The organism is Hymenobacter chitinivorans DSM 11115 (assembly GCF_002797555.1).
GTDB lineage: Bacteria > Bacteroidota > Bacteroidia > Cytophagales > Hymenobacteraceae > Hymenobacter > Hymenobacter chitinivorans.
The window spans coordinates 581521-606670 of sequence record NZ_PGFA01000001.1 but is presented as its reverse complement, the minus strand read 5'-3'; the positions used below and the strand labels follow the sequence as shown (position 1 = coordinate 606670).

The 25150-nt window shown below is 60.6% G+C and carries 23 protein-coding genes; 10 read left to right on the top strand and 13 right to left on the bottom strand.

Annotated features, from left to right (window positions below):
• The first annotated feature begins 99 nt into the window (after positions 1-99).
• From CLV45_RS02360 to CLV45_RS02335, 6 genes are all read left to right on the top strand, one after another.
• Entirely contained in the window at positions 100-507 is a 408-nt protein-coding gene (locus tag CLV45_RS02360) for a hypothetical protein (protein WP_100334793.1), read from the top strand.
• Positions 508-532: 25 nt separating this feature from the next.
• On the top strand, positions 533-880 hold the full coding sequence (locus tag CLV45_RS02355; RefSeq protein WP_100334792.1) for an MmcQ/YjbR family DNA-binding protein: 348 nt from the start codon (positions 533-535) through the stop codon (positions 878-880).
• 15 nt (positions 881-895) lie between these two features.
• Complete coding sequence (locus tag CLV45_RS02350) at positions 896-1858, top strand: D-2-hydroxyacid dehydrogenase family protein (RefSeq protein WP_100334791.1); 963 nt, start codon at positions 896-898, stop codon at positions 1856-1858.
• A gap of 51 nt (positions 1859-1909) precedes the next feature.
• Positions 1910-2845, top strand: coding sequence for a D-2-hydroxyacid dehydrogenase (locus CLV45_RS02345; protein WP_100334790.1), 936 nt, complete (start codon positions 1910-1912; stop codon positions 2843-2845).
• A 27-nt stretch (positions 2846-2872) separates the two neighbouring features.
• Complete coding sequence (locus CLV45_RS02340) at positions 2873-3550, top strand: DUF3885 domain-containing protein (protein WP_100334789.1); 678 nt, start codon at positions 2873-2875, stop codon at positions 3548-3550.
• A 112-nt stretch (positions 3551-3662) separates the two neighbouring features.
• On the top strand, positions 3663-4580 hold the full coding sequence (locus tag CLV45_RS02335) for a carboxypeptidase-like regulatory domain-containing protein (protein ID WP_157807240.1): 918 nt from the start codon (positions 3663-3665) through the stop codon (positions 4578-4580).
• Between the two features lie 67 nt (positions 4581-4647).
• Here the strand turns inward: CLV45_RS02335 and CLV45_RS02330 are convergent, their stop codons facing one another.
• The 10 genes from CLV45_RS02330 to CLV45_RS02285 form a co-directional block, all read right to left on the bottom strand.
• Positions 4648-5469, bottom strand: a complete 822-nt coding sequence (locus tag CLV45_RS02330) for an enoyl-ACP reductase FabI (RefSeq protein ID WP_100334787.1) — start codon at positions 5467-5469, stop codon at positions 4648-4650.
• 138 nt (positions 5470-5607) lie between these two features.
• Positions 5608-7281 (bottom strand): DNA repair protein RecN, encoded by a 1674-nt coding sequence (gene recN / locus CLV45_RS02325; protein ID WP_100334786.1) that lies wholly within the window; start codon positions 7279-7281, stop codon positions 5608-5610.
• Positions 7282-7572: 291 nt separating this feature from the next.
• The gene (locus tag CLV45_RS02320) at positions 7573-7770 is read right to left on the bottom strand and encodes a PID-CTERM protein-sorting domain-containing protein (protein ID WP_100334785.1); all 198 of its coding nucleotides are present in this window, start codon (positions 7768-7770) and stop codon (positions 7573-7575) included.
• Positions 7771-7849: 79 nt separating this feature from the next.
• On the bottom strand, positions 7850-11473 hold the full coding sequence (locus CLV45_RS02315; RefSeq protein ID WP_100334784.1) for a beta strand repeat-containing protein: 3624 nt from the start codon (positions 11471-11473) through the stop codon (positions 7850-7852).
• 314 nt (positions 11474-11787) lie between these two features.
• Entirely contained in the window at positions 11788-12708 is a 921-nt protein-coding gene (gene porD / locus CLV45_RS02310; RefSeq protein WP_100334783.1) for a type IX secretion system protein PorD, read from the bottom strand.
• A complete protein-coding gene (locus tag CLV45_RS02305) occupies positions 12701-13354 on the bottom strand; it encodes a phosphopantothenoylcysteine decarboxylase domain-containing protein (protein ID WP_100334782.1) in 654 nt (217 codons plus the stop codon). The genes porD and CLV45_RS02305 overlap by 8 nt, the downstream gene beginning before the upstream one ends.
• 128 nt (positions 13355-13482) lie before the next feature.
• The gene (locus CLV45_RS02300; RefSeq protein WP_100334781.1) at positions 13483-14043 is read right to left on the bottom strand and encodes a flavoprotein; all 561 of its coding nucleotides are present in this window, start codon (positions 14041-14043) and stop codon (positions 13483-13485) included.
• Between the two features lie 10 nt (positions 14044-14053).
• Complete coding sequence (locus tag CLV45_RS02295) at positions 14054-14401, bottom strand: DNA-directed RNA polymerase subunit omega (protein WP_100334780.1); 348 nt, start codon at positions 14399-14401, stop codon at positions 14054-14056.
• A gap of 135 nt (positions 14402-14536) precedes the next feature.
• Positions 14537-15361 carry an outer membrane protein assembly factor BamD gene (locus CLV45_RS02290; RefSeq protein ID WP_100334779.1) on the bottom strand — a complete coding sequence of 275 codons (825 nt, stop codon included), beginning with the start codon at positions 15359-15361 and terminating at the stop codon, positions 14537-14539.
• A 57-nt stretch (positions 15362-15418) separates the two neighbouring features.
• Positions 15419-17161 (bottom strand): OstA-like protein, encoded by a 1743-nt coding sequence (locus CLV45_RS02285; RefSeq protein ID WP_100334778.1) that lies wholly within the window; start codon positions 17159-17161, stop codon positions 15419-15421.
• A gap of 88 nt (positions 17162-17249) precedes the next feature.
• On the opposite strand from CLV45_RS02285, the gene tilS reads away from it, so the two are divergent.
• The 4 genes from tilS to CLV45_RS02265 all read left to right on the top strand — a co-directional run bounded on the left by tilS (position 17250) and on the right by CLV45_RS02265 (position 21198).
• On the top strand, positions 17250-18578 hold the full coding sequence (tilS, locus tag CLV45_RS02280) for a tRNA lysidine(34) synthetase TilS (protein WP_100334777.1): 1329 nt from the start codon (positions 17250-17252) through the stop codon (positions 18576-18578).
• Positions 18579-18775: 197 nt separating this feature from the next.
• Positions 18776-19717 carry a malate dehydrogenase gene (gene mdh / locus CLV45_RS02275; RefSeq protein WP_100334776.1) on the top strand — a complete coding sequence of 314 codons (942 nt, stop codon included), beginning with the start codon at positions 18776-18778 and terminating at the stop codon, positions 19715-19717.
• Between the two features lie 136 nt (positions 19718-19853).
• Positions 19854-20486, top strand: a complete 633-nt coding sequence (locus CLV45_RS02270) for a macro domain-containing protein (RefSeq protein ID WP_100334775.1) — start codon at positions 19854-19856, stop codon at positions 20484-20486.
• A gap of 13 nt (positions 20487-20499) precedes the next feature.
• On the top strand, positions 20500-21198 hold the full coding sequence (locus CLV45_RS02265; RefSeq protein ID WP_100334774.1) for a DNA alkylation repair protein: 699 nt from the start codon (positions 20500-20502) through the stop codon (positions 21196-21198).
• A 70-nt stretch (positions 21199-21268) separates the two neighbouring features.
• Here the strand turns inward: CLV45_RS02265 and CLV45_RS02260 are convergent, their stop codons facing one another.
• Genes CLV45_RS02260 through mutL form a run of 3 tightly spaced genes read right to left on the bottom strand, consistent with a single transcriptional unit; the run spans position 21269 to position 24940 of the window.
• Positions 21269-22159: a rhomboid family intramembrane serine protease gene (locus CLV45_RS02260; protein WP_100334773.1), complete on the bottom strand. Its 891-nt coding sequence runs from the start codon at positions 22157-22159 to the stop codon at positions 21269-21271.
• 15 nt (positions 22160-22174) lie between these two features.
• Complete coding sequence (locus CLV45_RS02255; protein WP_100334772.1) at positions 22175-22960, bottom strand: rhomboid family intramembrane serine protease; 786 nt, start codon at positions 22958-22960, stop codon at positions 22175-22177.
• A 21-nt stretch (positions 22961-22981) separates the two neighbouring features.
• Positions 22982-24940, bottom strand: a complete 1959-nt coding sequence (mutL, locus tag CLV45_RS02250; protein WP_100334771.1) for a DNA mismatch repair endonuclease MutL — start codon at positions 24938-24940, stop codon at positions 22982-22984.
• Between the last annotated feature and the right edge of the window lie 210 nt (positions 24941-25150).

The following is a 25150-nucleotide window of genomic DNA, read 5'->3' as shown; positions in this document are numbered from 1 at the left end:
GGTGAGTAGTTCAGTAATGCTACCAACCAAGCCGGGCTGTACCAACAATTCTGCATCTTTGCGCCAAGAAAGCATTTTTAGTTGAACTGAAGCGGGGCTATGGCAACTTCCTTATACCGGGGTGATGGCACGGTGTACCTGACCGTGGAGCGGAACCGGGCCGACAACTGGATATATGCCCGGTGGCGGGGCCGCCAAACCCTGGGGACTATCATGGACGGGGGCCTGACCTACGTGCAAATGCTGCGCGAGGAGCCCTGCCCGCGCCTGCTCAACGACCACCGCGACTTGGTCGGGACCTTTACCGAAGCCAACGACTGGATTCAGCAGGTCTGGACCCCGCTCATTATGTCAGCCGGCCTGCGCTCCTTTGCCCAAATCGTGTCGGCCGACATCTTCAGCCAGCTTTCCGTCGAAGACCTGCAGCTGCGCATTGCCGACCAGCTCGACATGCAGCTGTTTGAAAGCCTGGAAGCGGCCCAGCTTTGGCTGCGGGTCCAGCCCTGATCTTTTTCAGACTTTCCCCGCCGCCATGACCGTTGCCGAGCTGCAAGCCATCTGCCACACCCACGCCGGCGTGACGGAAAGCATCAAGTGGGACAATCACCTGTGCTTTTGCGTGGGTGAAAAAATGTTCCTGGTGACGGCGCCCGACGGGTTTCCCGTGTCGGCCGCCTTCAAGGTTACCGACGACGAGTTTGATGAGCTCCGAAGCCAGCCCGGCTTTGCGGCCCACCAGTACCTGGGCCGCTTTAAGTGGGTGTACCTCGACGATGTGCGCCGCCTCGACGCGGCCCAGTGGCGCCACTACATCGGCGAGTCGTACCAGCTGATTTTTGCCAAGCTGCCCGCCAAACTGCGGCGGCAGCTCCATGCCTAGCCCCACTTCCCACTGATGCAGATTGTTATTCTCGACGATTACCAGGATTGCGTGCGTCACCTCGCGGCTTTCCGCAAGCTGGCCGCCCACAGCGTGACGGTGTACAATGACTCGACCACCGACCTGGACGAGCTAGCCCGGCGGCTGGCGGCGGCCGAGGCCGTGGTGCTGATTCGGGAGCGGACGGTCATTACCCCGGCCCTGCTGGCCCGGCTGCCCCAGCTGCGACTCATCAGCCAGACCGGTAAGGTGGCCAGCCACATCCGCCTGGCCGACTGCACCGCCCGCGGGGTGGCCGTGGCCGAGGGCAGCGGCTCGCCCTACTCCACCGCCGAGCTGACCTGGGCCCTGGTGCTGGCCGCCATGCGCCACATTCCGCGGGAAGTGGCCGGGCTCCAAGCCGGGCGGTGGCAGCAAACCCTGGGCCGACAGCTGCGGGGCCGCCGCCTGGGCGTGTGGAGCTACGGCAAGATTGGGCGGCTGGTGGCGGGCTATGGCCGGGCCTTCGGCATGCGGGTGTGGGTGTGGGGTCGGGAAAGCTCTACCGCCGCCGCCCGGGCCGACGGGTACGAAGTGGCCCCATCCCGGGCGGCTTTCTTCACCGAAAGTGACGTGGTCAGCCTGCACATTCGCCTCACGCCTACCACCCAGGGCCTGGTCACGGCCGAAGACTTGGCCCTGATGCAGCCCGAGGCGTTGCTGGTCAATACCAGCCGGGCCGAGCTGGTGGAAGCCGGGGCGCTGGGGGCGGCCTTGCAGCGGGGCCGGCCAGGCCAGGCCGCCGTCGACGTGTACGAGCAGGAGCCGGTGCTGGGCGCTGCTCATCCGCTGCTGGCCCTGCCCAACGCCGTGTGCACGCCCCACTTGGGCTACGTGGAGCAGGACAGCTACGAGCTTTACTTTGGGCAGGCCTTCGACAATATCCTGGCCTTTACCGCCGGGCAGCCGACCAATATTGCCAATCCGGAAGTTCTGTAAAGCGGCGGGCCGGTTCTGCGTATAGCCAAGCTCGTCGTCTCCTGATTCCTTATGCAGCTTTTCATCTATTCCGCGCTAAGCCCCGCCGCCCGCACCCTCTTGCTGGAGAATTTACCCGCCGGGGTCCAGCCCGTGTTTCGCGCCGATTTGCCCGCCGACCAGCAGCAAGCCGCTTTTCGGAGCGCCGAAGTGGTGCTGGGCAACGTGCCGCCCGCCTGGCTTGCCGCCGCTCAGCCGCCCCGGCTGCAGTTCTGGCAAATCGACTCGGCGGGCTTCGAGCGGTACGCGGGCTTGGCCGTCGATTTTCCGGTGGCCAACATGGGCGACTATTTTGCCTGGCCCTGCGCCGAAACAATGGTGGCGGGAATTTTGGCCCTGTACCGCCGGATTCCCGAGCTGGCCGTGCTGCAGCAGCAGCGCCGCTGGGTGGGCGCCCCGTTGCGGGCCGGCACCGGGCTGCTGCGCCACAAGCGGGTCGTGATTCTGGGCGCGGGGGCCATTGGGCTGGCCGTGCGCGAGCAGCTCAGGGGCTTTCAGTGCCAGGTGCAGCTACTGGCCCGCACCAATCCGGCCGCCCAGCTCCACACCGTACAAGAGCTGCAAGCCGAGCTGCCCCAAACCGACATCGTGGTAAACTGCCTGCCCGGCAGCGCCAGGGGCTTTTTCTCGGCCGAGCTGATTGGTGCCATGCCGCCCGGCAGCCTCTACGCCAGCGTGGGCCGCGGCAACACCACCGACGAGCCGGCCCTGCTGGCCGCCCTGCAAGCCGGCCGCCTCGGCGGTGCCGTCCTCGACGTAACCCTGCAGGAGCCCTTGCCCGCTGACAATCCGCTTTGGACCCTGCCGAACGTGCTGCTCACCCAGCACACCGGCGGCGGGCAGCCCCGAGAAGACGAAGGCAAAGTGGAGATGCTGCTGCGCAACCTGGGTCATCTGCGCCAAGGCGCGCCGCTGGAAAACTTGGTGGAGCTGGGGCGCGGGTATTAGCCGATATTGCCCGCTTTATTTGCTACTATGCCTCTTCTTCCCAGCACTGTATTCACCCGACACTATTTCCCGGGCTTGCGCCTGAGCACTGGCCTGTTCTACCAGTGGCCCATTGGTATTCGGTTCGACTTGCAGGGCGAGGAACCTATTTACCTGGAACCCGGCCATCCTGGCTATTCCCCCACCGAGCGGCTGGCTTATAATGAACCTTACTTCCGGGAAGTAAACCACCGCGCCTCGGCGCTATTCCACGCCGCCGTCCAACCCGATGACGAAATTGTGCTGGTGTATCAGAAATCAATGTACGGCCGCCACCGCATCAGAAGCCGGGGGTTCCTGCTGCATCAGCTGGGCATTTCGAAGGCCCAGGCCGCCTTCCAGAAAATCGGCCCACCTTACCTCTATGGGTTTCATCCGGCCCGCTGGGTGCGCATGAATTTTACAGCCAAAGCCGCCGCCATTCCCGCAGATGCTATTCTGGCGGCAATTGCCAACCAGGACTTTGGGGACCGAAGTCCGGTTATCCGCGGGGACCTATTCTTCCTCAACCTCACCCGGGGCCTGATTTTCCACATGTACGATGACCGGGGTCTCGATATTATAGCCGTGGACAAAGCGACGCTACAGCCCCTGTTCAAAACTTACAACAGCTGGATCCTAGACTACGACCGGGCGCAAGTGGAGGCGGCTTTCGCCGGGAGTTGAACACCAAACCGGCCCGTTTCAGAATTCCTTGGTGTTTTTAAAGATATTTTCCCGCCCCTGGTATGCAATGCGGGCCCCAAGTGCATCAACCGGATGCCACTTAGCTCTGCCCATGAAATTACCGCTATTTCTCTGCTTTTTATTGCTTGGCTCCTGGTCGGCCAGGGCCCAGACTACTACGGTTTCGGGCCGGATAATTGACGCCAAAAGCAAAGAAGGCCTGCCGGGCGTTACCATTTTGCAGCTCAACACCGTCAATGGGGTTAGCAGCAGTTTCGACGGCAGCTTTTCGCTGACCGTGCCCGGGCAGTCAGACAGCGTCACCATTAGCGTAAGCGCCATTGGCTATGTGAAGCAGCAGCGCCGGGTAGCGGCCGGCAGCAGTACCATGCTCAGGCTGGAGTCCGACCCGCGCACTATTAATTCGGATGATATGGTGGTATATTTCCGCTACAGAGGGGGCCTTACTTCCGGCCTGCGTTACGCGCCCTACGGTGCCTCGGCTCAGATTTTTGGCCGACGATTTATTCGTATTCCCCTCAACATCTCGGGCAGCTACCACACCAACTTCAAACGCAACTATGCGGCTACAGTCTCGGTAGACCTACCCGCGCTGCCGAAGCTCGGCCCGTTACACTTTTCCGAAAAGCTGGATTATCAGCACCTGCGGGCCGAAGCGGCTAATGCCCAGTTTAGCAGCTATTCCACCACGCTTGGCTTGACGCTCTACCCAAGAGCGACCAGCCAGTCCGAGTTATTACTCAGCGCCGGCTACGCCCGTTACCAGCCGCTGCCCCCCACCGAAACTACTACCTCCACCGGTTACGGCTACGGCCTGGGATTTCGCTACAGCCTCCCCTATCCGCTCGAGGTCGATCTGCAGGCCCAAGCCACGCGCTGGCCCAGCTACTGGCAGTTCCAGGGAAGCATATCCCGGTTTATGGGTCAGCAGTTTCAACTTAGCCTGACCGCCAACCAGCTCCGCAGCTACACGGAAGTTAGCCTGACCCTGAGCCGTTCCTTTTATTAACCAGAGCCTTGTTAAACGCAAAAAGCCCGACCAACCGGCCGGGCTTTTCTGTTGAAATCAAACCAGACTATGCGCCGGCCTGGGTAATAACGTCCACAATTTCCTCGGAAATACCGGTGGTGCTGAAGCCGCCGTCGTGCATCAGGTTCTGCATGGTCACGTAGCGGGTCAAATCCGAGAACAGCGAAATGCAGTAGTCAGCGCAGGCTTCGGCCGGGGCGTTGCCCAGGGGCGAGAGTTTGTCGGCGTAGTCGTAAAACGCGTTGAAGCCGCTGATGCCGGTGCCGGCCGTGGTCTTCGTCGGCGACTGGCTGATGGTGTTCACGCGCACTTTCTTGAGCTTGCCCAGGCGCTGGCCGTAGCTGCGGGCAATGCTTTCGAGCATGGCTTTGGCCTGCGACATGTCGGTGTAGTCGAGGAAGGCACGCTGGGAGGCAATGTACGAGAGGGCCACGGCTGAGCCCCACTCGTTGAAGGCGTCCTGCTTCTCGGCCACGGCCAGCATCTTGTGAAACGACAGGGCCGACACGTCCAGCGTCTTCTGGAACCACTCGTAGTTCAGCTCGCCGTAGTGCTTACCCTTGCGGATGTTGGCGCTCATCCCGATGCTGTGCAGCACGAAGTCGAGCTTGCCGCCCAAATGCTCCTGCGCCCCCGAGAACAGCTTTTCCAGGTCTTCCATCGACGTGGCATCGGCCGGGATGATGGGCGCGTTGCACTGCTCCGAAAGCTTGTTGATTTCGCCCATGCGCATGGCCAGCGGGGCGTTGGTCAGCACGAAGCGGGCCCCCTGCTCGTGGGCTTTCAAGGCTACTTTCCAGGCAATGGATTCTTCGTTGAGCGCCCCGGAGATGATGCCGACTTTGCCGGCGAGAAGGTTATTAGCCATTGGTTTTTGGTTGTTCGTTGTTGGTTTTTGGTCAGCAGGGGCCGTTTTTGTCGGAACTAGCCGCAAAACCAAGTTCTGTTTCAGGCTCCAAGTTTACGAATAACCAACCACCAAAAACCAAAAACTAAAAACCAGCCGCTAGGCCGCCACGATTTCACCCCGCATGGCCAGCAGCTCGCGGGCACTCTGGAAGGCGTTTTCACTGGGCTTGGCCCCGGCAATCATGTGGGCAATTTCGCGCACCCGCTCCTCGGTCGTCAGCTCCCGGATGCGGCTCACGGTGCGGTCGGCGCGGTCTTCCTTATACACGAAGTAGTGCGCATCGCCGGCGGCGGCCATCTGGGGCAGGTGGCTGATGGCCACGAGCTGGTGCTTCTTGGCCATTTGCTGCATCATGCGGCCTACTTTTACCGCAATTTCGCCCGAAATACCGGTGTCGATTTCGTCGAATACTATTGTTGGCAGTGCGGTTTTATCAGCCAGCATATACTTGATGCACAGCATCAGGCGGGAGAATTCCCCACCGGAGGCGGCCTTGCTCAGGGTCTGGGGCTGGGCTCCTTTGTTGGCCGTAAACAGGATACTGATAACGTCGATGCCACTGGCACTGGGCTGCCCGGTGCTGTGCTGCACCACGATGCGGGAGTGCGGCATGCCCAGCTCGGCTAGCAAACTGGCCAGCTCCTTTTCAAACTTGGGAAATGTCTTTTTGCGGCTCTCCGACAGCTTGCTGCCCTGCCGCGTCACGGTGGCCAGGGCGCCCTCGGTGTCTTTGCGCAGGCGGGACAGTTCCTTATCCAAGTTCAGCACCGAGCCCACTTTCTGGCGCAGGTCGTCGCGCACGGCAATCAGCTCGGATACGTCGCGCACCTGGTGCTTGCGCTGCAGGTTGTAGAGCACGTTGAGGCGGCTTTGCAGCTCGTCGATGCGGGCCGGGTCGCCCTCGGTGCGGCGCTCGGCAGCTTCCACCTCGTCGGCAATGTCGTGGAGCTCAATCAGGCAGCTGTCGAGCCGCTCCTTGAGCACTTTAAACGAGTCGGCGTAGCCCGAAATCTGGCCCAGCAGCGTGGCGGCTTCCTTCATGCTGCCCGCGGCGCAGTACTCACTCTCGCTCAGGCCGTGCAGGGCCTGGGTTAGCTTGTACTTGATTTCCTCGGCGTGCTCGAGCTGCTTGATTTCCTGCTCCAGGGCCTCCTGATCCTCATCGTCGAGGCGGGCTTCTTCGAGCTCACTGAGCAGAAAGCTGTGGTAGTCGAGCTCCTTGTTGGCCTGAGCAATCTGGTCTTCCACCGTTTTGAGCTCGGCCTCCAGCTTGCGGTACTGCCGGTAGGCGTTGCTGTAGTGGGCCCGGGTGGGCACCAGCCCGCCGTAGAGGTCGAGCAAGTTGAGTTGAAACACCGCGTCGCCGAGCAGCAGCGTGTCGTGCTGGGAGTGAATGTCCATCAGGTTGGCCCCGATGTTGCGCAGCGTCTCCAGGGTCACGGGCGTGTCGTTCACGAAGGCCCGCGACTTACCCGAGGGGCTGATTTCGCGGCGCAGGATGCACTGGGCGTCATAGTCGAGGTCCTCGGAGTCGAAGATATCCTGGAGCTGATAGTTCGAAATATCGAACTGCCCCTCAATGACGCACTTGAGCTCCGTGTTGAAGAGCATGCGCGAGTCGGCCCGGTTGCCGAGCAGCAGCCCGATGGCGCCGAGCATAATCGACTTGCCGGCCCCGGTTTCGCCGGTGATAATATTGAGCAGGGCGGAAGGCCGCAGCTCGAGTTGCTCAATCAGAGCATAATTTTTTATGCGAAGGTCAACCAGCATGGCGCGTGATTTAGCGGAAACAATGCCTCCCTGCGGCTATCCGAAAGCAGCTGTAGCAGCTGCCAAGCCCTTTCCCGGCTCCCAGAGGCATTTCGACTAATAAAATTAGTCATTCCCGCGTACACCGCAAACTCCCCCAAGTGTTTTAGCAAAAAGGCCTTCGTAAAATCTGGGTGGCCCGGTTACTATATAGGTAAAGCTTTGACAATCAAAAAAGCCCCAACTGCCAGCTGACAGTTGAGGCCTTTTTACGGGTTATGGGCCGCTTACCGCGGCCCACTTTCGCGGAACCTATCGGACCTGGCGCGCGCGCAGCTTCCGCAGGCCGTATGCCGCGCCGGCGGCCAGCAGCAGCGAGGCGCCACCATCGATGGGCGCGGTGGTAGCTCCGGGCTGGGGGCCGCCCAGTCCGGGGCCTTGCGCCCGAGCTGCCGCAGCCGACAGCATAAGTAGTACAACAGTGAAAACGGGGAAAAGGTACTTTTTCATAGAATAGCTAAATGAGCTGAGAGGATGAGGATTAGCAGCCCGGCCCGCGCGTGGCAGGCCGGGCCGCAGTTCCAGGCTGTTAGTCTACCACGACCTGTTTGGTAATAGTGGCGGGGCCGGCTTGCACGCGCAGCACATACACCCCCGTGGGCAGGTTCTGCACGTCGATGGTAGCCTGAGTGCCCGAAGCGGGCAAGGCTAGCGTAGTCGTGCGCACTGCTTGGCCGAGCACGCTGTAGAGCGTCAGCTTGGCCTGCGTAGTGCCGCTCACAGCGGGCACCGCCACCGTAAAGCTCTTGTGGGCCGGGTTCGGGTACACACTCACGCTGGCGGCCGTGAAGCCATTCTGCGCGGCCAGGGGCCGCAGGGGCGCGAAGCTCAGCGAGAAACGGTCCGTAATCAGGGCCGCATTGCTGGCCGTGAAGCTGTAGCTGGATTGCTGCTTGAGGTTTACGTACTGGCCCGTTACGGCATCGTGCAGATACACGTCGGTCGTGCTCAGGTTCAGCAGGGCAGCGGCCTGCAAGGTGTAGGTGCCCGTAGTGGGCACGCCTACGCTCAGCGGCACGACGGTGGCGGCACTCAGCCCGGGCAGGCCGTTGACGGCCATAGTAGTGCCGGCGGCTATCGACGAGAGGTTCAGGCCATTCGTATTGGGCAGTTTCTCGGCATCAAACTCACTGTCGAATCCGGCAGTGGCACCGTTCTCGAAGTACACGTATACCGGGTCGGAAGTGCCAGCCCCTTGCAGGTCGAGCTGTACCAGCGGCCGGGCTTCGGCGGCGGGGCGTTGGAAGGTGGTGGAGTTGCCCCCCGTCAGGCGCTGACTGTTGCGGAAGGTGAGTGAACCCGACGACTGACCGGCGGCCACGCGTACGAAAAAGCCCTGGCCGGAGGGAATGACGGAGTTGCCGCCTACGCCGTTGATGAACACGCGGTACTGGCCGCCGTACTGACTGGTGCTGGAAAATACGAAGATGGCACTTTCTAGGCCAGCACGGTCGGCGGGGTCTACTAGGCTGTAGTTGAGGGGCGCTGGGTACGGATTGCCCACCAGGTGCCAGCCCGAGTTGGTAGCAGAGGCGCGGTTATTGGCCAGGGGCATTGCGATGATGCCGTTGTTGAGCGTGCCGGAGAATTCGACCTTCTCGCTGGCGCTGATATGGACCGTATAGCCCAAGCCAGGCGTAAGAACATCGTTCCGGCTTTGGGGGGAATAGTAGCCGTATTCAAAAGTCTGAGTGGTGGCGCTGGCGCCCGTAATACGGCTTTGGTCGTAGCCATACACGGTCGGGAAAGGATTCACCGTGTTGCCCAGCGTGTTGTAATCGGGGTTGACGACGGGCGAGAAGCCGCCGGTAGCCAGGGTGCCGACTGTTGCGCTTTGCACCGGGGAGCTGTAGTGGCGGTAGCCCAGGCCGGGGTTCAGGCTGGGGTCGATGTAGCGCTGCACGGTGGCAGTTCCAGCCACGGTAGCTCCGTTATTGTTGACCACCATGGCCGTCCCCGCGCTAGTAGAAAGCAGCGTGAGCGGGCGAGCAATAGTGCTCAGGGTTCCATTCAGCGTCAATACCTGCTGGATATCCACCGGGCCGTCCAGACGAGCCCCCGCAGTACCGACCGTCAGGTCGTAGAAAGCCGTTCGGGTGCCACCCAGGCGCTGTTCGCTGCTGCCCGCCAGGCTCACTACGCCGCCGGTGGCCGTGAAGGTGCCATCAATGGCGAAACCATCCCCGCTCACGACGATAGCACCGCCGCTTTGGGTAAGGGAAGCGTTGGTGCCCAGCACCAGGTTTTTCGCCGAAGCCGTGCCGGAGGTCAGGACGGGGTACCGCGCAGCTCCACTGTTGATGAAGGCATCGAGCGTGCTGGTCGGGACGCCGGCCGTCCAGTTGCCGGCCGCAAACCAATCCGTCGAGCTGTTGCCGGTCCAGGTCGTGGCCGTTACTAGGGCGTTGTATTGCAGGCTATAAGTAGCCGAAGCTACGTTGCCGGTGCCGGCCGAGGTCTGGGCCACGTTGGCAGCCACGCTCACGGTAGTGGGCGTGCCGGGGGTGGTAGGCGTAATGCTGAGCGCGTAGGTGGTGCCGCTGCCACTGAGGCTGCTGACCATGCCATTGGTTACCGTCACGTCGCCGACGACAAAGCCGGTAACGCCTTGGGAGAAGGTAACGGTGAAGGGCAGCGGTGAAGTAGTGGTGGTGCTGCCCGAGCTACCGGCCGTGCTACTGATAGCCACGGTGGGGTTCACGGCAAACGCTACACCATTGCTGGTGCCGCCGCTGGTCGTCACGGTCACATTGCCGGTGGTGGCTCCCGTTGGCACCGTAGCCGTAACGGTGGTAGCATTGACCACAGCAAAGGTAGAAGCCGCCGTGCCATTGAAGCTAACGGCCGTGGCGCCCCCCAGCCGGGCTCCGGTGAGCGTAACGCTGGTGCCTACGGGGCCACTGGTGGGGTTTACGCTGCTGAGCGTCGGGGCCGTGAAGCTCGTCGTGCTCAGCAGTACGCTTAGGTCGTTAGAATAGAAGTTGGCGATGGCCAGATCGGGCTTGCCGTCGGCATTCAGGTCGCGGATAACGGCGTGGCAAGGTCCCATGCCCCCCGTGTTAATGACGTTTGCCGCCGTTGGAAAAGAACCCGGGGTCGTGGGCGAGTTTACCAGAACGCTAACGGTGACGCCGTAGTTGCCGCCGTAGTTTTCGGCCACGATTTCCGCGAAGCCGTCCCCGTTCAGGTCGCCAATAGTTACCCCCAGGGGGGAGCTGGAGCCCAGAGCGTAACTAACGGCCGTCGGGAAAGTACCCGGCGTGGTAGCAGAGTTAAGCAGCACGCTGACGGTATTATCCGCGTCATTGACGGCTACAATATCCGGACGGTTGTCGTTGTTAAGGTCGCCCAAAGCAACACCGCGCAAGGATGAGTTGGCATTGGTTAAGTAAGTAACGGCCGCCCCAAACGTACCGGGCGTGGTGGCCGAGTTGAGCAACACGCTGACCGTATTAGTACTAGTGTTGCCCGCTACAATGTCGGGCCGGCCATCGCCGTTGACATCACCCACAACTATTTCATCGGTAACGCTGCTGCCGCTGGCATACGTAGTCAGAGCGCCAAAAGTGCCGGGCGTGGTCTTGGAGCCCAGCCGCACGCCTATCTGACTATTAGTGCCCGTTATCAGGTCATTCGCACCGTCGCCATTGACGTCGGCAATGGCAATACCCCGGCACCGGCTGGCCGTACTGGCCGTATAAACAACAACGGAACCAAAGCTACCGGGCGTGGTGGCCGAGTTGAGCAGCACACCCACCGTGTTGCTTTCCTGGTTGGCTACGGCCAGATCGGGCCGGCCGTCGCCATTCAGGTCGCCGGTGGCCAACACTGGAGAAAAGCTTCCCCCACTGCCGTAAGTTGATATCGCAGGGAAAGTACCCGGGGTAGTAGCCGATTGCAGCAGAACCGCCACCGAGTTTTGGGACGAATTGGCAGTGGCTAGGTCGGGGCGGCCATCCCCGTTAAAGTCGGCGCTGACGATACCTTGAGCGGCCCCACTAGTGTTGTAGAGTACCGGCGACGAGAAGGCTGGGGTCGTCTGAGCCCAGGCCGCACCGGTCGGGGCCAGCAGCAGGCCTAATCCAGCCAGAGCCGGAGTGAGGTGACGGGCCAACTGCCGGGGCAGCTTGCCAAGAGAGTAATAGTGCATCATGCAATAGGCAATAAGAGTGAAGCCCCACGCGCGTGTAGGCTTGGCAAAGGTCGACTAATATTCCGGTACAATATGACGTATCCACGTTTATTTTTAATTTGACGGGCTCCCTGTTACTTTTCCCAATTCCTGATCAAATCGTCAACGCCGGGCTGAATGCGGCATTTCATCTCCCACTAAGTAGCCTGGGGAGCTGGTACCAAGCCGAAGATCTGGGGCACTATTTCGGCCCGTTCGCGCTGGGCATGTACCAACAAAAAGCCCCGCCGAAGGATCGGCCGGGGCTTGCAGGTGCGCAATGCGTAGGCTGCCGGTTAGGGCTGGCGCATAATCTTTTCGTACTTAGCCGAGTTGGTAGGATCCACTTCCGAAAGCATGGTGACGACTTGCTGCTTCATTTGCGGATCCTGGGCGGAGCGGAAAATATTGGAAATTTCGTCCGACTTGGTGTCGAAAAACGCCCGGGCCAGCAGGGTACCGGGCCGGCGAATAGCGGCTTGCTGCACGCCCTGCAGGGCCGTCACCATGCTGGCGCGGGCTTCGTCGGGTTTCTGAATAAAGATGTCCAGGCCCTGGCGGTAATAGTTGTAAATACCGGTGCGGATGGCCTCCAACTGGGGGTCCTGCAGGTTGTTGAGCAGCCAGTAACGGTTGCGCGACTCCCCATCCTTCCAGGCCGGGTCCGATTCGTTGGTCACGTTCTGGTTGGCCGCGTTGTTGAGAATGTTGCGGGCCCGGTCGTAATAAGGTGAGCCGCCGAGCTTGGCAAAGCTGTCCTGATCCATGCCAATAATGACGTAGGCGTAGAAGCTCAGCAAGGACGACAGGTTCGACACAAACGTGTTTTCCGAGTAGTCAATCGGGTTCTGGGGCGAGTAGTTGAAGGCCCAGCGCTTGTCGGCAAACGAGAGCAGGTTGGTTTCGTAGCTGGTGCCGTACACCGGCCGCGTCGACACAATCCGAGCCGTGGCCTCGAAGGTGCCGGTCTGGGGAATGGCCGTGATGCCAATGAAAATGCGGCACTTGATGCGCTCCTCGGGCCGGTAGGTTTGGTTGGTCCAGGAGCGGGTATTGAGAAACGCCTGAATGTCGTTCTTCATCTGCAGAATCAGCTGCCGGTCCGACACGTTGACGTTTTCGGTGGTTATCTGCACGTCGGCCAGGAGCTCCTGGGCCTGACTGGGGCGGGCCAGCAGGGTAAGCACAAACAGCAGCGGCAGCAGAATCTTACGCATTGCGAAGGGGAAGGCGGGCAAGAACGGACTGGACAATATCGTGGGCCACGGCGGCCTTGGGCTTCAACTCAAAGATAGTCATTTGGCCCGCGGCATCGAGCAGGGTCACTTTGTTGGTATCGTGACGGAAACCGGCCCCCGGGTCACGCAGGGAGTTGAGCACAATCAAATTGAAGTTCTTGCGCTGCAACTTGCCCCGGGCATGGGCTTCCTCATCATTGGTCTCCAACGCAAAACCCACGGAAAATTGTTCAGGCCGCTTGGTTTTCCCCAGCGTGCCGGCAATATCCACGTTCTTGACGAGCTCCAGAGTCAGCGTCTCGCCGTCCTTTTTAATCTTGTTCTGGGCCACTTCGCGCGGCCGGTAATCGGCCACGGCGGCGGCAAACACCCACACGTCGGCCCCGGGCGCAGCGGCGGCGGCGGCTTCGTACATCTCGGCCGCGGTCTGCACCCGCGTGGTCGTTATCAGCGCGCTGGCCGGGTTGGGCAGGCTAGTAGGGCCGCTGATGAGCGTGACCTGGGCGCCTTGTTCGGCAAAGGCCTCGGCCAGAGCGTAGCCCATTTTGCCGGTGCTGTGGTTGCCGATAAACCGCACCGGGTCGATGGGCTCGTAGGTCGGCCCGGCCGTTATTAGAACGCGCATGGGTTGGGGGTAAGGATTCTTAAGCAGAACGTCATGTCGAGCCCTAGCGAGACATCTCGCGTGCCATGGTAATCATTATCATTACAACGTCAGCACGCGAGATTCCTCGCTTTGCTCGGAATGACGTTCTATTCGCTATCTGCACCGAAGAACCGCTCCAGCTCCCGCACGATGTCCTCGGGCTCCAGCATGCGGCCGGGGCCCGACAGTCCACTGGCCAACTCCCCCACCGGCGACTCCAGCACGTGGTTGCCGAAGCTACGCAGGCGCTCGAAGTTATGGGTCACGGCCGGGTGCACGTACATATCCAGGTCCATGGCCGGGGCCAGGAACACCGGGCAGCGGGCCGACAGGTACACGGCTGCCAGCAGGTTGGGGCAGTGGCCGTTGGCCAGCTGGGCCACGGTGTTGGCGCTGGCCGGGGCAATAACCAGGGCGTCGGCCCAGAGGCCCAGCTCCACGTGGTTGTGCCACTCCCCGGCGGCTTCGTCACGCAAAAAGCCCGTTAGAACGGGCTTTTTGGAGAGCGTACCCAGCGTAAGGGGCGTGACAAAGGCCGCCGCCGAGGCCGTCAGAATGACTTGCACCTCGGCGCCGGCCTTTACCAGGAGCCGCACCAGCATGGCTGATTTGTAGGCGGCAATGCTGCCGCACACGCCCAGAATGATCTTGCGGCCTTGCAGCGGCATCAGCAGCTACTTATTCCGTGGGGCGAGCAGCTACGGGCAGCGCTTCTTCTTCCAGCGTGCGGAACGTCACTTTGCCTTCCAGAAACTCCTCAATAGCGAGGTTGGTAGGCTTGGGCAGACGCTCGTAGTGCTTGGAAATCTCGATTTGCTCGCGGTTTTCGAATACTTCCTCCAGGTTGTCAACCGTGGTGGCAAACTCGGCCAGCTTGCCGTTGAGTTCTTCCTTCAGCTTCACCGAAATCTGGTTGGCGCGCTTCGAGATGATGGCAATCGACTCGTACACGTTGCCGGTTTCGTGGGTGAAATCCGACATGTTGCGGGTCACGATGGAAGCAGAGACGTTGTTCGGAGTTTTCATATGAGGCTTTATTAATGTGCTGGTGAGGAGAAGGTGCTAAGGTGCTAAAGTTGTGGCAAGGAGAAGCGTTTTTGACGGCGGTAAGTTGCCTCAGAATTCATTTCTCACATTCAACCACAGTAGCACATCAGCACATTATTTGGCGGCGGTGTCGGCCGGTTTGATTTTGGCAATTTCCTCGCGGGAAGTGCTGTACATGTTTTCGGCCGCCTTCAGGTTGCGGCTCTGGGGGTAGTTGTCGATGAAGTTCTGGTAGAACGACAAGACTTCCAAATACCGCTCCCGCTGCTTTTCCGGCACGCTTTCCCGGGCCAAATCGTACTGGGCGCTCAGCTTCAGGAACGCGGCTTCCTCGTTGAAAGACGAGGAAGGGTACTGCTGCTGAAACGAGGTAAACGCCGTTACGGCCGACTGGTAGTAGCGGATGTTGTAATACAGCTTGGCACTTTGGAAAGCTTTGTTTTCCAGCTTCTTCTGCAGCTCCTGCGACATATTCTCGGCCTCGGGCCGGAACTGGCTGCTGGGGTAGCGGTTCAGAAAGTCCTGAATTGACTCCAGGGCCGAGTAGGTATTGGTCTGGTCGAGCTCAAACTCGGGCGAGTCGCGAAACAACGACTTGGCGTGCAAGAAGTTGGCTTCCTCGGCGTACTGCGAGTTGGGGTAGGTGTCGGCAAACGAGCGGAAATAATAGGCGCTCAGCACGTAGTTGCGCTGCCGGTAGTTGGTGTTGGCGAAGTAAAACTGGGCTTTTTCAGCCTCGGGGCGGCCTTTAAGCAGCGGAATAAGGTCTTCGAGCAAGGTGCCGGCCTTGAAGAAGTCGCCTTTATCGTAGTACTGCACGGCGGCCTCGTACTTCTTGTTGACGTCGCCGCTTTTGAGCAGCTTTTGGTAGCCAGTGCACGAGCCGAGCAGCAACGCACTCAGTAGCAGAACAAAGAAGGTAGGGCGAAAAGAGAGCATAAGGGGGACAAAGGTAGCGGATTACGAAGCCGAATCAAAGGTGGGCCGGCGCCGGGCTTAGCGGACCGCCCGCGGGGCGGCCACTTTGGGCTTGGATGCGGGTGGGGCGGCGGGCTTCGGAGCGACTTTGGCGGGCGGGGTTTTCGCCTTCGGGGCGGCTTTCGACTTGGTTTTGACGGCCGTTTTGGCCTTGGTTTTGGGTTTTGCTTTGGGCTTGGCCTTGGCCTTCGCCGGCAGCGGGAAGTGCTTGCCCAACACCGCGCGGCGGGTGGGGCGTTCCGTGGCCCGCCAAGTGAAACCCTTAAGCTTTTCGTCTTCGGGCTTGAGCTCGTGGGGCGGAATAAAGCTGGCGTCGGGGTTAGTCAGGAAGGAAATCGTCTGGAGCTTGTTGTCGGCAAAGCGCAGGGCCATGTTGGCACTCACGGCTTTGTTGAGACCCGTGACGGCCGTATCCCCCTCAAGAGCATAGTAGAGGCTCTCGGCGTTGCCAAGCACGTCTACTTTTTTTATTTTGTTATCCACGAAGTAAGCCACCATGTTGCGGCCCTTCACTTGGTTGTAGTTCAGAATCGTGTCCTGGCCAATAATAAAGGAGTTGGCGTACAGGCGCATCTGGTCAATCTTCTTGCGCCGCTGCCGGATTTCCATGCTGTCGGCCGTAAGCTGGTTCTGGTCCGACCACAGCACGGGGCGCTTGTTGAGGTAAATAATAGAGTCGCCCCGGTCGTAGGTTAGCGAGTCGCAGCGGCCCTGCAGGTCTTTGCGGAAGATTTTTACCCGGGGGTAGGCGTACAGCACGCCGGCCGCGTTTTTGGGCGGGCGGCCTTCCACGCTCACCAGCGTATCGGCCGACAGGTAGAGCGTGTCGTTGTCGGAGATGTTGCGCATCACCGGGCTGCTGCCGTATACTTTGGTGCGGCCCAGCCCCCGCCAGTACTTGCCCACGTCGCCGCGCAGCACGATGTTGTCCTTCTTCGAGGTCATCGAGACGTGCCCGGTGGCCACGCCGTACTGCCGCACTTCGTCGTACACCAGCTTGTCGCCGCCGAGCAGGTAGTTCGGGGTTTCAATCTTGGCGTTGCGCTGAAAGTTCGACACCTTGGTAATGGTATTATAGGTGCCGTTTTCGGCGTAGAGGTTGCCCTGCTTGCCCGTGATGCGCGTGGGCCCGAAGAAGTAGGCAATTTTCGACACCGTATTGTACTGCAGCGTATCGGTGTCGATGGTGTTTTCCTTGGTTATCAGCTTTACGTTGCGCTTGAAGCTGAACACTTTGGACGTGGTATTGTAGTAGCCAAACTGGCTGTCGAGCGTGTTTTCGGGGTCGACGAGGTGGCCGCCGGTGCTGTAGTAGGCCAGGTTCTTGTTCAGGTCGTAGTCGAGCACGGTGGTGGTGAGCGTCATGCGCGGGTCGCGCATCACCACGTTACCGGTCATGCGGGCCTTGCGGGTGTCGCCGTCGTAGGTGGCATGGTCACCGGTGATGGTAATGGTGTCGTTCTGGATGATGCGCACGTTGCTGAAGGCTTCCAGCGCGTTTTTCTCCAGGTACTGGTAGGCCGAGTCGCAGTAAAGCAGCGTGGTGCCCTGTTTAAAGCTCACGTTGCCGATCAGCTTGCGGATTTCGACGCCGTTGAAGGTACCGCCCACCAGCCGCTCGGTGCCGGGCAGCAGCTCAATGCGCTGGCCCTTGGGTGGTACCGCGGGCTGAGTGGCGGCCGGCCTAGGGCGCTGCTGGGCTTGGCTCAGGGCCGGCAGGCCGGCAAGAAGAAACAGAAAAAGAAACTTTATAAACCGCATTTCGGGGGCAAAGGTACGGAAGGCCCGCTGGTAACGCCCATCTTTGCAGGCTAGTGCCCACCGTTGCCTTCTTTAGATCAGTTTTTCTATGCTTGAGCGTGTCCGTCAGTTTATTACAGAGCAGGAGCTTTTCGACCCCGCCACCGACTACCTGCTGGTAGCCGTCAGCGGCGGCATGGACTCGGTGGTGCTGGCCGACGTGCTGCACCGCCTCGAAATCAAGTTTGCCATTGCCCACTGCCACTTTGGGCTGCGCGGCGAAGAAGCCGATGCCGACGAGGAATTTGTGCGCAAGCTGGCCAAAAAGTACGAAGTGCCCTACTTCGCCGAGTTCTTCCAGACCAAAGAGTTTGCTGCCCAGGAAGGAATTTCGACCCAGATGGCGGCCCGCACCCTGCGCTACGCCTGGTTTGAGCGGATCCGCCAAACTCAGCAGCTCGACTACATTGCTACGGCCCACCACCAGCGCGACGCGGCCGAAACCATGCTGCTCAACCTCACCCACGGCACCGGGCTGGCCGGTTTGCACGGCATCAAGGCCAAAAACGGCCACATCGTCCGGCCCCTGCTGGGCGTGGGCAAAGAAGATTTGTACGATTACCTGGTCGAGAACCGGCTGATCTGGCGCGAGGATGCCTCTAATGACAGCACGCTCTACCAGCGCAACCGCCTGCGCCACGACGTGCTGCCGGTGCTGCGCGACATCAACCCCAACCTCGACCAAACCCTGCAGATTACGGCCGAGCGGGTGGGCGGGGCCGAAGAAATCCTGCGCCGCTACGTGGAGGAAACCCAGACCCAGGCCCGGCGCGACGAAGCCGAAGTGGTGTACCTCAACATCCCGACCCTGCAGCGCACGGCCGCCACTACGCTCGTGCTGCACGAGCTGCTCAAGCCCTTTGGCTTCTCTTACCTGGTGGTGAAAGACATTGTGGCTGCCTTCAAGGGCGAGTCGGGCCGGCGGTTTGAGTCGCCGACCCACCTGCTGGTCAAGGACCGGGAACAGCTGGTCATTAAGCCCCGCAGCCTGACCAAATTCGGTACCTACCAGCTGCAGGCCGGCCAAACCGAGCTCAAAGCCGAGGGCCTCAACCTGCGGGCCGAGCTGACGGAAGGCGCCGGTCAGGAAGTGCCGCGCAGCAAACAGGTGGCGGCCCTGGATGCCGATAAGCTCAGCTTCCCGCTTACGGTGCGGCGCTGGCAGGAGGGCGACTGGTTTATGCCCATTGGCATGAAGGGCAAAAAGAAGCTGTCCGACTTTCTCATCGACCAGAAAGTACCGCTCAATCTCAAGGACGACGTGCGCGTGCTCGTCACGGCCGACCAGAAGATTGCCTGGGTTATCGGCTTCCGCCCCGACGAGCGGTTTAAACTTACCGAGGAAACTCAGCGCGTGCTGACGGTGCGCCGGATGTAGCTTGGCTGCCTCTTCTGTCATCCTGAACGAAACGAAGTGGAGCGAAGGATAACAGAGTAAACCACGGAAACCCTGCCAGGTGCCAATACCGGCGCTAATTACCCGCCGGTATCGTTCCCGTAACTTGTTCTAGGCCGCTACGGCTTTTCGCTTACTTTTACGACTGCGAATACAATTCTCACACCAACCCTTACCCAATGAAAGTTACCGTAGTTGGGGCTGGCAACGTGGGCGCTACTTGCGCCGACGTATTAGCCACCCGCGAAATCGCCAACGAAGTAGTTCTGGTTGACATTAAAGAAGGCTTCGCCGAAGGCAAAGCGCTGGATATTTGGCAGAAGGCTCCCATTATCGGTTACGACACCCGCACCGTGGGCGTCACCAACGACTACAGCCGCACAGCTGATTCTGACGTGGTAGTCATCACCTCGGGTTTGCCCCGCAAGCCCGGCATGAGCCGTGACGACCTGATTTCGACCAACGCCGGCATCGTGAAGACGGTAACCGAGCAGGTAGTGAAATACTCGCCCAACGCCATCATCATCGTGGTGTCGAACCCGCTGGACGTGATGACCTACCAGGCCCACCTCACTTCGGGCTTGCCCCGCGAGAAGGTGTTCGGCATGGCCGGCATCCTGGACACGGCCCGCTACCGTGCCTTCCTGGCTGAGGCGCTCAACGTAAGCCCCAAGGACATTCAGGCCGTGCTCATGGGTGGCCACGGCGACACCATGGTGCCCCTGCCCCGCTACACCACCGTGGGCGGCATTCCCGTAACCGAACTGATCGGTAAAGCTGAGCTCGACGCCATCGTGCAGCGCACTGCCGTGGGTGGTGGCGAGCTGGTGAAGCTGATGGGCACTTCGGCCTGGTATGCTCCCGGTGCCGCTGCGGCTCAAATGGTAGAAGCCATCGTGCGCGACCAGCGCCGCGTGTTCCCCGTGTGCATCGAGCTGCAGGGCGAATACGGCATCAATGGCGTGTACCTGGGCGCTCCGGTTATCCTGGGCAAGAACGGTATCGAGAAAGTAATTGAGCTCCAGCTCAACGACGAGGAGAAAGCCATGCTCGAAACCTCGCGCGGCCACGTGAAAGAAGTGATGGACGCCCTGGACAACATGAGCAAGGCCAGCGCCTAACTCGCTCCGGCTTCCGCCTGCCAAGGCCCGTACTGCAGCTGCAGTACGGGCCTTGTTGTTTATCAAGGCTTGATAATCAGCGCTTATGTCGTTATAAAGCAGTATTTACTCGTACTTTGCGGGCTAAACCCCATTCATGCACTTTAACTTTATTGACACCAACCAGGAGGTTACCCAGGCCTGGCAACGCGTATTTGCCGACGTTGACAACGTAACCATTCAGCACGGCTCCATCTTCGACGCTCCGTGCGACGCCATTGTAAGCCCGGCCAACAGCTTCGGCTTCATGAACGGCGGCATCGACTTCTCCATCTCCAAGCACCTGGGCTGGCACCTCGAAAAAGAGCTGCAGCAGATTATCCGGGAGCAGTTTTTTGGGGAGCTGCTGGTGGGGCAGGCGGCCATCCTGCCCACGGGCAGCACCCTGTTTCCCTACCTGATTTCGGCCCCCACCATGCGTACGCCCATGACCATCACGCGGGGCCCCAACGTGTACCAGTGCATGAAAGCCCTGCTGCTACTGCTCGAGCACGGCACGTTGCCCTCGGGCGAGCCGGTCAAGTCGGTCGTGCGCAGCGTGGCCGTGCCGGGTTTGGGCACCGGCGTAGGGCAGGTCCGGCCCCTGGTGTGCGCCCGGCAGATGCGCCTAGCCTGGGAAGACGTGATGCAGCGCAAGTACGCCACCAAGGCCGGCTGGGAGCAGTTGCGCTCCAACTACGCCTATTTCTACACCCACAACGAGCAGGATATCACCTACGATATTCCCTAAACCACCGCCCCGGATGACTGCCACCGCCCTGGAAACGACTCTGACCAAGCTTGCCGACCCGGTGCGGGCCGGGCTGTTGCAGCGGTTTTTCAAGACCGGCCCCGGTGAATATGGCGCCGGTGACCAGTTTTTGGGGCTTACGCTGCCCCAGCAGCGGCAGGTGGCCCGGGAGTTTCGGCAGCTACCTTTGAGCGAAGTAGAGCAGTTACTGGCCAGCCCCTGGCACGAGCTGCGCCAAACGGCGCTGATTATCTGGACGCTGCAATTTCAGAAAGCCGGCCCAGCCGGGCGGCAGGCCATTCACGAAGCCTACCTGCGCCACCGCCGACGCGTCAACAACTGGAACCTGGTGGATATTACTTGCCCGCTGCTCATCGGAACCTACTTGCTGGACCAGGACCGGACGTTGCTCCGCGAGTTGGCCGCCGAGGAGCACTTGTGGAGCCAGCGCATGAGCATTGTTTCGACCCTGGCCTTTATTCGCAAAAACCAGTTTGCCGACACGTTCAACGTGGCCGAGCAGCTCCTCTCCCACCCCCACGACCTGATTCACAAGGCTACCGGCTGGATGCTACGGGAAGTGGGCAAGCGCAACGAGGATGCGCTGGAGGAGTTCCTGGCCGACCACGCCCGGCAGATGCCCCGCACCATGCTGCGCTATGCCCTGGAGAAGCTGCCCGCCGACCGGCGCCGACACTATATGCAGCAATGAAAAAGCCCGCCGAAGTAATCCGGCGGGCTTTTTCATTGCTGCATATAGTTAGTACCCAGCTAGTGCAACTCTATTTTTGGCTGGCTTTAAATAGCTTCTGCTTTTCCTCCTTCGACAGGCTTTCGTAGCCGGAGCGGGAAATCTTGTCCAGAATCAGGTCAATTTCCTCCTGCTCGGGGCGGGCCAGGTTGCTTTTCTTGGGTGCCGGAGCTTCGGCGGCGCGGCTGCGGTGCGTCACGCTCATGCGCGGCCTTCCCGATACCACATTGCCCACAAAGTCGCCGACGGCCTGCACGGGGCGGCCCAGGTCGCGGCCGGCCTGCAGCTGCCGGATAAAGACGAAGCCCAGCAAAGCCCCGCCCAGGTGAGCTAGCATGCCGCCAGGGTTGTTGCCGTTGATGCCGGCAATGGACACCAGCACCAGCACGGCGGCAATGTACTTGATGCGTACCGGCCCAATCAGAATCACGTTGAAAGTGTAGTCGGGCATGAGGGTAGCGGCGGCCACGATGATGGCCGTGACGCTGGCCGAAGCCCCAAACAGAATGGCCGGGCCGCCACGCAGGGCCGGAATCAGGTTAAGCGCCAATACGTACAGTATAGCCCCGCACAAAGCGCCGAGCACGTAGAGGCTCACCAGGCGCCGGTCGCCGAGGTACTCGCGCACCAGGGCCCCAAACCAGTACAGGTTCAGCAGGTTGAACAGGATGTGGAAGAAATCGAAGTGGATGAAGCTGTAGGTAAGCAGCGTCCAGGGGCGGGTGAGCAGCGTGCCCGGCACCGAAGGCACGGCCAGCCATTCCAGCACCGGCAGGTGGCCGTTCTTATCCTGGGTCAGTAGAAACATCACCGTCCGCAGCAGAATAAAGGCCGCGAATACCAGCACGTTGATCAGCAGCAGCTGATTCAACGCGTTGTCGCGCCGGCTGAAGGCAGTACGGATATCGTTGACAATACTCATGGTGGGCAAAAAGAGCTAGTAGAAGCGAGTCCGACCCCGCTCCCAGAATTTTAACACAATAAACCCAATCAACAATCCACCCAAGTGGGCAAAGTGCGCCACATTGTCGCCCGGCACCCGGTGAATGCCGCTATAGAGCTCATACAGCGCGTAGAGGCCCACAAAGTATTTTGCCTTGAGCGGGATGGGCGGAAAGAGCAGCATCAGCACCGTATTCGGGAACAGATAGCCAAAGGCGAACAACAACCCGAAGACAGCTCCGGAAGCGCCTACCATGGACGAGTTGAAGCTACTGGTATACATCTGCTGAATGGAAGTCAGGGCCCCCTGAATCAGCCGGGTATCGTCGGGGGTTTGGTGCAGCTGCCGAATCACGGGCGCAAAAGCGGCGGCGTATTCCTCCATATTGTGTTCCACGAAGTCCTGCAGATTTACATCCGTGGGTTCCTGCCGAAATGCCTCAATATCCTGGTGCATGCGGTTCAGCTCGTAGTGGCGCACCCCCGAATACAGCACCCCGGCCCCAATGCCGCAAATCAACCAGAACGCCAGAAACCGGTTGCCGCCCCAGCGCTGCTCCAGCAGCGGCCCGAAGGAAAACAGGCCGAACATATTGGAAAACAGGTGCCCCAACCCGCCGTGCATGAACATATAAGTGACGAACTGCCAGGGCTGGAAGTGTTCGGAGCCAATGGGGTACAACGCCAGCAGATTCAACTGCTGGCCCAGCTGGGTTTGCAGCAGGTACACGCCAAGGTTGATAAAAAGCAGGACGCGTACCGTGGGGGTCAGGTTGAGCATGCCGGGATTTTCAGGGCCAAATCAGGGTTTACGGAAAAGGTCCTGCAGCTGGTTTACTTCCAACAGCACCAGGGTCCGGCGGCCGTCGGGAGTGTAGCTGGGCACGGCGCAGGCAAACAGCCGGTCCACCAGAGCCGTCATTTCCACGTCCGAGAGGCGGGCATTGTCGCTGTTGGTGGCCAAGCGGCGGGCCAGGGCCCGTACCAGCTGCTCGCGCCGGTCGAGGCGCACGGGGCCGGCGTGGGTGCGAAACTGCTCGATGAGGCCTTCAAGTAATTCCCGCTCGTCGCGGTTGGCCACATCAGCCGGAATGCCTTCCACGGCAATGGTATTGGGCCCGAACTCGTTGAAGCGGAAGCCCAAATCGTGCAGAGCCGCTGATACTTCGCGCAGAATGGCAAAGTCCTGGGGCGTGAAGGTGACCGTGCGCGGAAACAGCAGGGTCTGGGAGCTGCCGCTCTGCCGTTCCAGGGCCTGGGCGTACTGCTCGTACAGAATCCGCTCCCGGGCCGCCACCTGGTCAATGAGCATCATGCCCGACTTCACCGGCACCACCAGGTACTGCTGGTTGATCTGGACCACGCGGTTGCCGGGGCCGGCAGTTTGCTCGGGCAGGGGCAGCTCGGGCGCGGCCTGCTGGGGCGGCACCGGCGTCGAAATCACCACCGAGTTGGTAGCTTTTTCGAATTTCTCCACCGCGGCCGGGGCGTCGGCCTCCGGCAAATCGGGCACGATGGTCTGGCCCAACGACTTATAAAATGCCTCTAGGTCGCGCTTGGCCTGCTCGGTGGGCCGGGGCGGCAACTGCCGCTCCGAGCTGCCCCCACTCTTGCCGCCTTCCTTGGGCGCCGGTGCCGCGGCCCGGGCCGCGGCCGAAGCCAGGGCGTCGGGGCGGTAGTCGTCGCCGAAGGGGTTGGCGTGGGGTGAGGCCCGTAGCGGCTGAATGGGCGCGAAGTTCACGTCGCCCTCGAAGTCCAGGGACGGAGCCATGTTGTGCAGCCCCAGGCTCTGCTTGACGGCGGCCCGCACAATGGCGTACACGGTTTTCTCGTCCTCGAACTTGATTTCCGTTTTAGTCGGGTGCACGTTAATGTCGATGGCCTTGGGGTCGAGCTCCAGAAACAGCACGTAGAACGGGTGGGTGTCTTTGGGCAGCAGGCCTTCGTAGGCGGCCAGCACGGCGTGGTTGAGGTAAGCCGAGCGGATAAAGCGGTTGTTGACGAAGAAAAACTGGTCGCCCCGGCTTTTCTTAGCCGACTCGGGCTTACCGATGTAGCCTTTCACCGAAATAAAGGGCGTGACTTCCTCGCACTGGGCCAGCTGCTCCTTGTAGCCGTTGCCGAGCAAGGCCACGATGCGCTGGCTGAGCTTGCCGGCGGGCAGGTTGAAGACCTCCAAATCGTTCTGGTAGAGCGAAAAAGCAATCTGCGGGTTCGACAGGGCCACGTGCTGGAACTCGTCCAGGATGTGGCGCATTTCCACCGCGTTGGTTTTCAAGAAATTGCGCCGGGCCGGCACGTTATAGAACAGGTTCTTGACGCTGATGCTGGTGCCGTCGGGGCAGGCCACGGGCTGCTGGCTCATCACTTGGGAGCCTTCGATGAGCAGCAGCGTGCCCGTGTCCTGGTCGCGCTGCTTGGTGCGCAGCTCCACCTGGGCCACGGCCGCAATGGAGGCCAGGGCCTCGCCACGGAAACCCAGAGTCCGGATTTTAAATAAGTCTTCGGTGGTGCGAATCTTACTGGTAGCGTGCCGCTCCAGGCTCATGCGCGCATCGGTGGGCGACATGCCCGCGCCGTTGTCGACGACCTGCACGAGCTGTTTGCCCGCTTCTTTCACAATGAGCTGCACCTGCGTGGCCTTGGCGTCGACGGCGTTTTCGAGTAGCTCTTTGACTACCGACGCCGGACGCTGGACCACCTCTCCTGCCGCAATCTGGTTGGCAAGGTATTCGGGGAGCAACTGAATTACATCCGCCATCGACCGGGAACTGAAGGTGATACTGAATTGGTTAGCAACGCTTACTACGGAAACCACACGTCAGAAAACGTCCGACCTCGGGAATTTATCCGTAAGTTTGCGGCCAACTTTTGTGTGCGCCACGCCATACGGTTCTCCGTTTGGGCGCGTTACTGGAGAGGAAAACAGGGAGCTGAAAGCCAGCCACGGCGGCCGAATCCCTGGCACGAT

What these genes read in the sequence shown, in the direction of transcription:
- CLV45_RS02360 (WP_100334793.1), top strand. Translation starts at nt 100, where the DNA reads ATGGCAACTTCCTTATACCGGGGTGATGGCACGGTGTACCTGACCGTG.
- CLV45_RS02355 (WP_100334792.1), top strand. Translation starts at nt 533, where the DNA reads ATGACCGTTGCCGAGCTGCAAGCCATCTGCCACACCCACGCCGGCGTG.
- CLV45_RS02350 (WP_100334791.1), top strand. Translation starts at nt 896, where the DNA reads ATGCAGATTGTTATTCTCGACGATTACCAGGATTGCGTGCGTCACCTC.
- CLV45_RS02345 (WP_100334790.1), top strand. Translation starts at nt 1,910, where the DNA reads ATGCAGCTTTTCATCTATTCCGCGCTAAGCCCCGCCGCCCGCACCCTC.
- CLV45_RS02340 (WP_100334789.1), top strand. Translation starts at nt 2,873, where the DNA reads ATGCCTCTTCTTCCCAGCACTGTATTCACCCGACACTATTTCCCGGGC.
- CLV45_RS02335 (WP_157807240.1), top strand. Translation starts at nt 3,663, where the DNA reads ATGAAATTACCGCTATTTCTCTGCTTTTTATTGCTTGGCTCCTGGTCG.
- CLV45_RS02330 (WP_100334787.1), bottom strand. Translation starts at nt 5,469, where the DNA reads ATGGCTAATAACCTTCTCGCCGGCAAAGTCGGCATCATCTCCGGGGCG.
- recN (WP_100334786.1), bottom strand. Translation starts at nt 7,281, where the DNA reads ATGCTGGTTGACCTTCGCATAAAAAATTATGCTCTGATTGAGCAACTC.
- CLV45_RS02320 (WP_100334785.1), bottom strand. Translation starts at nt 7,770, where the DNA reads ATGAAAAAGTACCTTTTCCCCGTTTTCACTGTTGTACTACTTATGCTG.
- CLV45_RS02315 (WP_100334784.1), bottom strand. Translation starts at nt 11,473, where the DNA reads ATGATGCACTATTACTCTCTTGGCAAGCTGCCCCGGCAGTTGGCCCGT.
- porD (WP_100334783.1), bottom strand. Translation starts at nt 12,708, where the DNA reads ATGCGTAAGATTCTGCTGCCGCTGCTGTTTGTGCTTACCCTGCTGGCC.
- CLV45_RS02305 (WP_100334782.1), bottom strand. Translation starts at nt 13,354, where the DNA reads ATGCGCGTTCTAATAACGGCCGGGCCGACCTACGAGCCCATCGACCCG.
- CLV45_RS02300 (WP_100334781.1), bottom strand. Translation starts at nt 14,043, where the DNA reads ATGCCGCTGCAAGGCCGCAAGATCATTCTGGGCGTGTGCGGCAGCATT.
- CLV45_RS02295 (WP_100334780.1), bottom strand. Translation starts at nt 14,401, where the DNA reads ATGAAAACTCCGAACAACGTCTCTGCTTCCATCGTGACCCGCAACATG.
- CLV45_RS02290 (WP_100334779.1), bottom strand. Translation starts at nt 15,361, where the DNA reads ATGCTCTCTTTTCGCCCTACCTTCTTTGTTCTGCTACTGAGTGCGTTG.
- CLV45_RS02285 (WP_100334778.1), bottom strand. Translation starts at nt 17,161, where the DNA reads ATGCGGTTTATAAAGTTTCTTTTTCTGTTTCTTCTTGCCGGCCTGCCG.
- tilS (WP_100334777.1), top strand. Translation starts at nt 17,250, where the DNA reads ATGCTTGAGCGTGTCCGTCAGTTTATTACAGAGCAGGAGCTTTTCGAC.
- mdh (WP_100334776.1), top strand. Translation starts at nt 18,776, where the DNA reads ATGAAAGTTACCGTAGTTGGGGCTGGCAACGTGGGCGCTACTTGCGCC.
- CLV45_RS02270 (WP_100334775.1), top strand. Translation starts at nt 19,854, where the DNA reads ATGCACTTTAACTTTATTGACACCAACCAGGAGGTTACCCAGGCCTGG.
- CLV45_RS02265 (WP_100334774.1), top strand. Translation starts at nt 20,500, where the DNA reads ATGACTGCCACCGCCCTGGAAACGACTCTGACCAAGCTTGCCGACCCG.
- CLV45_RS02260 (WP_100334773.1), bottom strand. Translation starts at nt 22,159, where the DNA reads ATGAGTATTGTCAACGATATCCGTACTGCCTTCAGCCGGCGCGACAAC.
- CLV45_RS02255 (WP_100334772.1), bottom strand. Translation starts at nt 22,960, where the DNA reads ATGCTCAACCTGACCCCCACGGTACGCGTCCTGCTTTTTATCAACCTT.
- mutL (WP_100334771.1), bottom strand. Translation starts at nt 24,940, where the DNA reads ATGGCGGATGTAATTCAGTTGCTCCCCGAATACCTTGCCAACCAGATT.